Raw genomic sequence first — 9,266 nt, forward strand, 5'->3', positions numbered from 1 at the left:
ACAAGCCGCACGGCGAGCGGCTCGTGGAAATCGATCCCGCTGAGAAACTGCCCGTCGCCCAAGAGGGGGAGGCAGCGCCGGGCCCAGGATCGCGTCAGCGGCTCCTGGCACTCGGCCCCGAGAAATTCGCGGCTGAGCTGCGGGACCAGACCGCAGTTGCAGTCACCGACACCACGTTCCGTGACGCCCACCAGTCGCTGCTCGCCACCCGGGTGCGCACCCGCGACCTGGTGGCCGCCGGCGACGCCGTCTCCCGCCGGACCCCCCAACTCCTGTCAGTCGAGGCCTGGGGCGGTGCTACCTACGACGTTGCCCTCCGGTTCCTCGGCGAGGAGCCCTGGGAGCGACTCGCTGCCTTGCGCCGTGAATTGCCTAACATTTGCCTGCAGATGCTGCTGCGCGGCCGCAACACGGTGGGTTACACCCCTTACCCCGAAGAGGTCACCGAGGCCTTCGTGAAGGAAGCCGCCGAGACCGGCATCGACATCTTCAGGATCTTCGACGCCCTCAACGATGTGTCCCAGATGGAACCGGCCATCCGTGCAGTCCGAGCCACCGGCACCGCCATTGCCGAGGTTGCGCTGTGCTACACCTCCAACATGCTTGACCCCGCGGAGAAGCTGTACACCCTCGAGTATTACCTTGAGTTGGCGCAGCGAATGGTCGATGCCGGTGCCCACATCCTAGCCATCAAGGACATGGCTGGGCTCCTGCGGCCAGCCGCGGCCGCGCAGCTGGTCACAGCGCTGCGGGAACGCTTCGAGCTTCCGGTTCATCTGCACACGCACGACACCGCCGGCGGACAGCTCGCGACCCTGCTGGCCGCCGTCGACGCCGGAGTGGACGCCGTCGACGTCGCCAGCGCCTCGCTGGCTGGCACTACCAGCCAGCCCTCGGCGTCCGCGCTGGTGGCAGCCCTCGCCAACACCGAACGCGATACCGGGATTTCCCTGGCAGCCTTGTGCTCGCTGGAACCCTACTGGGAAGCGGTCCGCCGGGTGTATGCCCCCTTCGAATCTGGTCTTCCAGGGCCCACCGGGCGGGTGTACCGCCACGAGATCCCCGGTGGTCAGCTTTCCAACCTCCGCCAGCAGGCAATTGCCCTCGGTCTGGGCGAGCGGTTCGAGGCGATCGAGGACATGTACACGGCCGCTGACAGGATACTTGGCCGTCTGGTGAAGGTCACACCATCATCGAAGGTGGTGGGGGACCTTGCCCTGCAACTCGTGGGCACCAACGTGGATCCTGCCGATTTTGAGGAGAACCCGCAGAACTACGACATTCCCGATTCCGTCATTGGCTTCCTGAGCGGCGAGCTGGGTGATCCTCCCGGCGGCTGGCCGGAGCCCTTCCGTACCAAGGCCTTGCAGGGCCGCAACGTCAAGGTCCGCGACACCGAACTGAGTGCCGAGGATCAGGAGGCGCTGATCGGTGACTCCACGCTGCGTCGCGCCACGCTAAACCGTCTGCTGTTTGCTGGGCCGACCAAGGACTTCCTCTCAATCCGCGAAACGTACGGCGACGTATCGGTCCTGGACACCCGCGACTATCTGTATGGCATGCAACAGGGCAGCGAACATGTCATCCCGTTGGAAAAGGGCGTCCGGCTGATCGCCACACTGAGCGCGGTCTCCGAGCCGGATGAGAAGGGCATGCGCACGGTGATGTGCACGCTGAACGGGCAGATGCGTCCCGTTGTCGTGCGGGACCGCAGCGTTCACAGCGATGTCAAAGCCGCTGAGAAGGCCGATAAGTCAACGCCGGGGCAGGTTCCGGCGCCCTTCGCCGGAGCGGTCACGATCACTGTTGCTGAGGGGGATACCGTCGAGCAGGGTGGAGTCATCGCCACCATCGAGGCAATGAAGATGGAAGCTGGCATCACTTCGCCGGTAGCGGGCCGGGTGGCTAGGATCGCCGTCGAGTCGGTGTCGCAGGTGCAGGGTGGGGACCTGCTGATGGTGATCGAGACCGCATAGTCGGTTAGTCGGAGCGGGGCCCGCATGCGCTAGTGTTTGGCTGGAGCCCAAGGCGCGTTCGGCGTGCCGTGTTTTAACCTGTGAGGAATTATGGCCCCGCAAGATCCGTCCGGTACCGGCCCGTCAGTTGGCTCGGACAGTGACCCATCCTTCGATCCCCAGGCCGAGCCGCCTGAGACCGGATCGCCCCACGAAGTGGAAGACGCCGACCCGTCCCACAGCGACGCTGAGGACACCGATTCGGCTGCCGACAGCGAGCCGGCCCCGGATCACGGTGCACTGCTTGGCCGCTCAGTCGACTATGCCGCGGCGCTGCCCTTGGGTAAGGCTGAAGCCCCAGCAATGACGGCTGCAGCGCCTTCAGTACCATCGCCAGTACCAGAGGCCGCGCCAGCGGCGCCTGAGGCGGCGTCCGACATCGACGGCTGGTTCCCCACGGTGATCGCTGCGCAGCCCGCCGCACGGCCGGCACCCGAGTCCGTCGAGGCGCGCAGCGCCCGAAGGCAGAAGGACGACGGGCCTGAAACCGCTTCGTCGCTGACTCCCGACCGGCTCCTCGAAGTGACCAAGAGGCCACCCGTTGACGGATGGCGGCGGCTGCTTCACACAATAACCTTCGGTTACGTCAACGTCGGCGACTCGGATGCTGTTCGTCTCCGACGCGCGTTGGAGCACCGGATCGCTGTTCGGCTCGGGGAGCGCACCCGCTACGTACCGGTGCTCTCGCGCAAGGGCGGCGTGGGCAAGACAACAGTCACCACGCTGCTCGGGATGACGCTGGCCCAGATCCGCGAAGACCGCATCATCGCTATGGACGCCAACCCGGACCGCGGAACGCTCTCTGATCGCTCGCCCGGCAAAGCCGATTTCACCGCCCGCCAGCTGGTCCAGAACCGGTTCATGGTCGACTCCTTCGCCCAGCTTTCCAGCTATGTGGCCCGCGAGGGGTCCCGGCTGCACGTGCTTGCCTCGGAAACGGATCCAGCTGTAGCGCAGGCGTTCGACGACGCCGACTATCGCGCGGTTACTGACATCCTGAGCCGCTACTACTCGATTGTCCTGACCGATTCGGGCACCGGGATGGTGCACTCGGTCATGAAGGGAACACTGGAGAAGGCCGACGCCGTCGTCCTGGTCTCCGGGGGTAGCGTCGACGAGGCGCGGCTCGCCTCCGAAACCCTCTCATGGCTGGAGGCTCACGGGCGGCACGACCTGGTGGCTAACGCCATTGTGGTAATCAACCTGTCCTCGGGCAACGGGGCCCAGGTGAATGTGGCCGAGATCGAAGAGCATTTCCGTTCGCGGGTCAGCACGGTGGTTCGCATCCCCTACGACAGTCATCTGGCGGAAGGCTCCCGGGTCGATCTGGCCCGCCTGAAACCCGCTACCCGTGATGCGGTAGTCGAACTGGCAGCTTTGGTAGTGGACGAACTGCAGTGACCCACTACGACCTGGCAATCATTGGCTCCGGATCAGGAAATAGCCTGATCACCCCTTACTGGGACGGCCGGAAGGTGGCGCTGATCGACGGCGGCGTCTTCGGCGGAACCTGCCTCAACGTTGGCTGCATTCCAACGAAGATGTTCGTCTTCCCTGCCGAACTCGCCACCGGAGCCAGGGAGGCGCGCCGGCTGGGCATTGAGCTTGAGCTCCGCGGCGTGCAGTGGCGGGCCATCAGGGACCGCATCTTCTCCCGCATCGATGCGATCTCGCGGGACGGCAGGCAGTACCGTGCCGATGAGCTGGAGAACGTGACCCTGTACGAGGACTATGTGAGGTTTACCGGGGCCAAGTCCTTCGTTACGGGAGCTGGTGAGGAGATCCACGCCGACCAGGTGGTCATCGCCGCCGGGTCGCGGGCACTGCTTCCCGATATTCCGGGGATCACTCTGCCACAGGTTCACACCTCGGACACCATCATGCGGTTGGACGAGTTGCCGAAACGGATTCTCATCATCGGTGGTGGCTACATTGCCGCCGAGTTCGCTCACATCTTCGGCGCTTTCGGATCGGCCGTCACACTGGTCAATCGCTCGGGAGGGCTGCTGCGCAGCCTCGACGACACCGTCTCGGAAGCGTTCACGGCGGAGGCGGCACGCCAGTGGGAGGTGGTTCTCGACCATACTGTCGCGTCGCTCACCAGCAACGACGACGGTTCGGTGCACGCAGTCCTCGACGGGGCCCAGGGGCGGGAGCTCGACGTCGACGTCGTGCTGGTGGCGGTGGGCCGGGTGCCGAACACTGACCGGCTGGCCGCTGCCGCCGCCGGATTGGATCTCGAAGCTGATGGTCGCCTGGTCGTTGACGGGTTCCAGCGGGTCCTTCGCAACGGTTCGCCGGTTGACGGGCTGTGGGCACTCGGAGATGTGAGCAACAGGTTCCAACTCAAGCACGTCGCCAACCACGAAGCGCGGATCGTCTCACACAACCTCACCCACCCGGAGGACCTGCGGGCCAGCGATCACCGGTTCGTTCCGGCAGCGGTGTTCACCCACCCGCAGGTCGCGGTCGTTGGACTGACCGAAGCCGAAGCGTTGGCGAAGGCCGAGGCCGAGGGGTTCGAGGTCACAGTGGCGGTTCAGCAATACGGGTCGACTGCATTCGGCTGGGCGATGGAAGACACCACCGGGTTTGTGAAGCTGATTGCTAACCAGCACACTGGGACGATCCTTGGCGCCCACATCATGGGTCACGAGGCGTCAATGATCATCCAGCCGGTGATCCAGGGGATGTCCTTCGGGCTTGACGCGCAGACCATGGCAACCGGCCAGTACTGGATCCACCCGGCCCTCACTGAAGTAGTCGAAAACGCGCTACTGTCCCTGAAGACCGGGTAAATCAGCTACGTGTCACCAGGTGGGTTAGGCGCGGGGTGCTGAGTAGATCCCCTCAACCACAGTTGAGTAATCCTTCAGCACCTGAGCCCTCTTGATTTTCAGTGATGGCGTCAGGTGACCGCTGGTCTCGGTGAAGTCAGTTGCGACGATCCTGAACGCCTTGATGGACTCCGCCTGGGAGACATTAGCGTTTGCCTGATCCACCAGCTGCTGTACCTCGGCAGTGACCAGGGGGTGCTCGGCTGCCTGGGCCACAGTGGTGTCCTTTGGCAGCTGATGACGATCCAGCCAGCCCGGCAGCGCCTCCTCATCGAGGGTGATCAGGGCCGAGATGAAGGCCCGGTGATCGCCCACCACCACGCACTGGGATACCAGGGCATTGGAGCGGATGGTGTCTTCCAGTTGCGCTGGGATGACATTTTTGCCGCCTGCAGTAACTATGATTTCCTTCTTGCGTCCGGTGATTTTGAGGAAGCCGTCAGAATCGAGTTCGCCGATGTCGCCGGTCCGGAACCAGCCATCGACGAAGGCATCCTCAGTGAGGTCATCGCGCTTGTAATAGCCCCGCATCACGCACACACCCTTCGCGAGGATCTCGCCGTCGTCGGCAATCTTCACTGAGTTGCCCGGTAGGGGTGCGCCAACGGTACCGATCTTGATTTTCTTCGGAGTGCTGACGGTAATGGGGGCTGTGGTCTCGGTGAGGCCGTAGCCTTCCAGGACCATCAGGCCGATGCCGTGGAAGAAGTGTCCCAGCCTGTCGCCGAGCGGAGCGCCGCCGGAGACCGCGTGCTGGACGCGTCCGCCCATGGCCTCGCGAATTTTGCTGAAGAGAATTCGGTCGAATACTGCGTGCTTCACCTTGAGCGTCAGCGGCACTTTGCCAGCCTGGTCAGCCTTGGACCACTCGATGGCCACCTTGGCGCCGGCGTGGAAGATCTTGCCCTTGCCGCCGTCCTCGGCCTTGAGCATCGAGTTGTTGTAGACCTTCTCAAAGACGCGGGGCACGGCGAGGATGAAGGACGGCTTGTAGCTCTGCAGATCCGGAAGCAGGTTCTTCACATCGGGTGTATGCGCCACTGTCGCGCCGGAGGCTACGCATAGCACCGAAATGAATCTGGCGAAAACGTGGGCCAGCGGGAGGAACATGATGGTCTGGGCGCCCTCGTGGGCAACCTCGGGGAGAGCAGCCGCCGCGTTGACTGACAACTCGACGAAGTTCCCGTGGGTGAGTTCACAACCCTTGGGTTTGCCTGTGGTGCCGGAGGTGTAGATGATGGTCGCTATGTCATCGAGGCCTGCCAGCAGCCGCCGGGTCTCGAGCGCCTGGTCGTCGATGTCGGTACCTGCGTTGCGCAGGGGATCGAGCCCGTTATTGTCCAGCTGCCAGACATGCTGGACCCCTGGAATGTCTGCTGCGGCGGAAGCCTGGCGCACCACGTTCTCGTGGCGTGCCGATTCGACGAACGCGGCGACGGCGCCGGAGTCTTCGAGGATCCAGCCAACCTGCGATGAGGAGGAGGTTTCGTAGACCGGGACCGAGATGGCTCCGGCAAACCAGATGGCAAAGTCCACCAGGGACCACTCGTAGCGGGTCCGGGCCATGATGGCTACGCGGTCGCCCGCCTGCACCCCGCTGGCCATGAGACCTTTAGCGAGCACCTGGACATCGGCGAGGAATTCAGTCGCCCGAATGTTCTGCCATTCCCCGGCGTTGTCCTTTTTGGAGAACAGGGCAGGATTGGAGGGCTTTGACGCCTGGGTGACAACCAACCCCGTGATATTGCTGTCACGGGGGGTGTCCACCAGAACGGGGACGCTGTATTCGCGCACGACTATCTCCTTTGATATCTCCAACAGCTGCGGGATCTAATTAGCCTATCTGTACAAGTGGCGTAAACACTCTCCAGTAATGTACGAATCGGTAACGGTCACGCAACGCCGACGGCCACCCCAGGGATAAGGACCACCGATGATCAGGCAGACGGACGCTCCGGCACTGCCCCGGCTGCGCAACCAGCCACGAGGCCTCGGGCCCGGCGTCCGGGCCGCCCGACGTCGGCCCGGCGGTGTCACCGCTGGATCACCCGACGCACCGCCGTTCCTGCGGCGGGGTCTCGCGATTGGGATCGACATTGGCGGGACGAAGGTGGCGGCCGGCGTCGTCGACATCCGCGGCAACATCCTGGCCGAGACACGGCGGGACACCCCCGGCCGCGATCCGCGCCATGTCGAAGCGGTCATCGCTGAGCTGGTGACCGAGCTGTCGTCTGGGTACCGGATCCGGTCGGTGGGGATCGGCGCTGCGGGCTGGATGGATTTGACCAACGGTACAGTCCTGTTCAGTCCCCACCTTGCGTGGCGCAACGAACCCCTCCGCGAAAATCTGGAACGCATCCTTCGCAGACGGGTCACAGTGGTCAACGACGCCGACGCCGCCGCATGGGCTGAGTGGCGGTTTGGTGCTGGCCAGGGCGAAAGCCGGCTGGTCTGCATCACCCTCGGGACGGGTATCGGCGGGGCAATGATCATGGACGGTGTGCTGGAACGGGGACGGTTTGGCGTTGCCGGTGAGTTTGGGCACCAGATCATGGTGCCGCAGGGGCATCGCTGCGAATGTGGAAATCGGGGGTGTTGGGAGCAATATGCCTCTGGCAACGCGTTGGGGAGGGAAGCGCGCGAGCTCGCCACGGCCAACTCCCCGGTAGCGCAAGCGCTGCTCCGCGAGGTCGACGGCGACCCGCAGCTCATTACCGGAGCCGTTGTAACCCAGCTGGCGTTGGAAGGCGACCCCGCGTGCCGTGAGTTGGTCGACGACGTCGGACAGTGGCTTGGGCTGGGGCTCGCCAACCTCGCCGCGGCCCTGGACCCCGGAACCTTCGTCGTGGGTGGTGGGCTCGGCGCTGCTGGAGACCTGTTGCTGGATCCGGCACGGCGAGCTTTTGCCCGCAACCTGACGGGTCGAGGATTTCGACCGGCAGCCCGGGTGGAAGCTGCAGCGCTGGGTCCGTTCGCTGGGCTGGTGGGTGCTGCGGACTTGTCCAGGCTGAGTCGCGGCCGCGCGCGCACGAACTAGGGCGAGCCCCTCTCACCCCTCCCTTGGGCAGGGCTGTGCCATTGGTTGTCCTTGCTGGAGTGCTCCTGATCATCGCTATCGTCGGCACAGCGCAGGGGCTGAGTAGCTCTGGTCCACCGGCGCGGCTGTGGTGATCCTGATGGGCAATGCTCTTTGGCAATGCCGCACGGAGATGAAGGCGAGGGCCGCATCCGGGTTGCCTTCGAGTCTGGATCGCTCTGCTCCTGGACCCGGGCGGTGACTAAGCGGTAGGCGGCGCCTTCCGACTCCTCGATTATCGGTGTGGACAACGGCTTGTAAAAGCTTGGATGCAGCCCCTCCGGTTCGCGTCTCCGGTTCCGGAGAAGCCTGCGCTTGCCGATGGGAATCTGACGGCACCCCTCTTCGCTGAAGGGTTAGGTGGGGTGGGTCCGGACGGTCTCGGCCCGCCACATCTCAACATTCGGAGGGGCTGAAATAATTTCGAGAATATTCTGCTGAGTACTTCGATCCAACTCTGAAAATGTCAGTGCTCGATGATGCAATTAACTTATGAAAAGCAGCACGGCTTCTTCTTCTAGAACGGAATTTCCGTCCGGTCCGGCCGCGGATTCGTCCACCGCTGGCGGACCTGCCAGCGCTTCCGCAGGGTATGGTCCCGCGGGTCCGCTCGGCTCCAGCTCGAAGTGGATGGCATCGGACGGTGATCCGGAGGCCTTGGGGGATCGGCTGGCGCTGACCGGAGATGTGTCCCTCCCAGCGATGGTCACTTTGAACTCGTCGCAGACACTGGATGTCCTCAAAGAGCTTGACCGGCTGCGGTCCTGGGTCGACGGGCAGGAGGCCAAAGCGGTCACCCACCTCTATGACCTCACCGCTGAAGCGCACCCCTGGCCGAAGGATGTGAGGCTTGCCCGCACCCTGACCGAGTCGGAGATCGGCGCGGCTCTGTATGTGCCGGAGCGGACCGCAGGGTTACTGCTCGATACGAGCTTGTCAAGTTTTCTGTGTAGGTGATCCAGATTTCATGGTTTAGAGGTAGGGGTTGATGCGGTCGGGATGGACGAGTGTGAGCTCGCTGAGGGCGGCTTTCCAGCCTTGGACGACGCTGTGAACCGTTTCCAGTTTGTGGGACACCACGTATTTAGGCTGCAAATTGTTGCGTACTGTTATATTCTATCTCGTATTCAGACGGAGTCAAATAGTCGAGCGTCGAATGAAGCCGCTTCCTGTTGTAATAGACTTCAACGTACTCAAATACCTCTCCCCGCACTTCGTCAATGTTCAGCCATGGCCTACGGTAGATAAGCTCCTTCTTGATCGTGGAGAAAAAGGATTCCGCCACCGCATTATCATAACAAGACCCGGTCCTACCCATTGACCGGACCACATTGTAAT

The 9,266-nt window shown here is 63.4% G+C and carries 7 protein-coding genes; 5 read left to right on the forward strand and 2 right to left on the reverse strand.

Going from position 1 to position 9,266, the window contains the following annotated elements:
- From Y703_RS19360 to Y703_RS0110905, 3 genes are all read left to right on the forward strand, one after another.
- A partial coding sequence (locus tag Y703_RS19360) for a pyruvate carboxylase subunit B (protein WP_035764664.1) occupies positions 1–1,976 on the forward strand: 1,976 nt, incomplete at its 5' end.
- Between the two features lie 90 nt (positions 1,977–2,066).
- Positions 2,067–3,416 carry a MinD/ParA family ATP-binding protein gene (locus Y703_RS0110900; RefSeq protein WP_026552730.1) on the forward strand — a complete coding sequence of 450 codons (1,350 nt, stop codon included), beginning with the start codon at positions 2,067–2,069 and terminating at the stop codon, positions 3,414–3,416.
- Positions 3,413–4,813: a mycothione reductase gene (locus Y703_RS0110905; protein WP_026552731.1), complete on the forward strand. Its 1,401-nt coding sequence runs from the start codon at positions 3,413–3,415 to the stop codon at positions 4,811–4,813. The genes Y703_RS0110900 and Y703_RS0110905 overlap by 4 nt, the downstream gene beginning before the upstream one ends.
- 24 nt (positions 4,814–4,837) lie before the next feature.
- Here Y703_RS0110905 and Y703_RS0110910 read toward each other — a convergent pair whose 3' ends face one another.
- Positions 4,838–6,646: an AMP-dependent synthetase/ligase gene (locus tag Y703_RS0110910; protein WP_026552732.1), complete on the reverse strand. Its 1,809-nt coding sequence runs from the start codon at positions 6,644–6,646 to the stop codon at positions 4,838–4,840.
- Between the two features lie 139 nt (positions 6,647–6,785).
- Here Y703_RS0110910 and Y703_RS19365 point away from each other — a divergent pair, with 139 nt between their 5' ends.
- Together Y703_RS19365 and Y703_RS0110920 are read left to right on the forward strand one after the other, a co-directional pair.
- Positions 6,786–7,889: an ROK family glucokinase gene (locus Y703_RS19365; protein WP_173400627.1), complete on the forward strand. Its 1,104-nt coding sequence runs from the start codon at positions 6,786–6,788 to the stop codon at positions 7,887–7,889.
- 669 nt (positions 7,890–8,558) lie between these two features.
- Entirely contained in the window at positions 8,559–8,885 is a 327-nt protein-coding gene (locus Y703_RS0110920; protein ID WP_026552733.1) for a hypothetical protein, read from the forward strand.
- A 127-nt stretch (positions 8,886–9,012) separates the two neighbouring features.
- On the opposite strand, the gene Y703_RS19370 is transcribed toward Y703_RS0110920, so the two are convergent.
- Positions 9,013–9,266 (reverse strand): integrase core domain-containing protein (locus Y703_RS19370; RefSeq protein ID WP_026552734.1); only part of this gene is annotated, 254 nt, incomplete at its 5' end.

The organism is Arthrobacter sp. H20 (assembly GCF_000520515.1).
GTDB lineage: Bacteria > Actinomycetota > Actinomycetes > Actinomycetales > Micrococcaceae > Arthrobacter_D.

Bases quoted from the DNA above. Each gene is read 5' to 3' on its own strand.
- Y703_RS0110900 (WP_026552730.1), top strand. From the start codon at position 2,067: ATGGCCCCGCAAGATCCGTCCGGTACCGGCCCGTCAGTTGGCTCGGAC.
- Y703_RS19365 (WP_173400627.1), top strand. From the start codon at position 6,786: ATGATCAGGCAGACGGACGCTCCGGCACTGCCCCGGCTGCGCAACCAG.
- Y703_RS0110920 (WP_026552733.1), top strand. From the start codon at position 8,559: ATGGCATCGGACGGTGATCCGGAGGCCTTGGGGGATCGGCTGGCGCTG.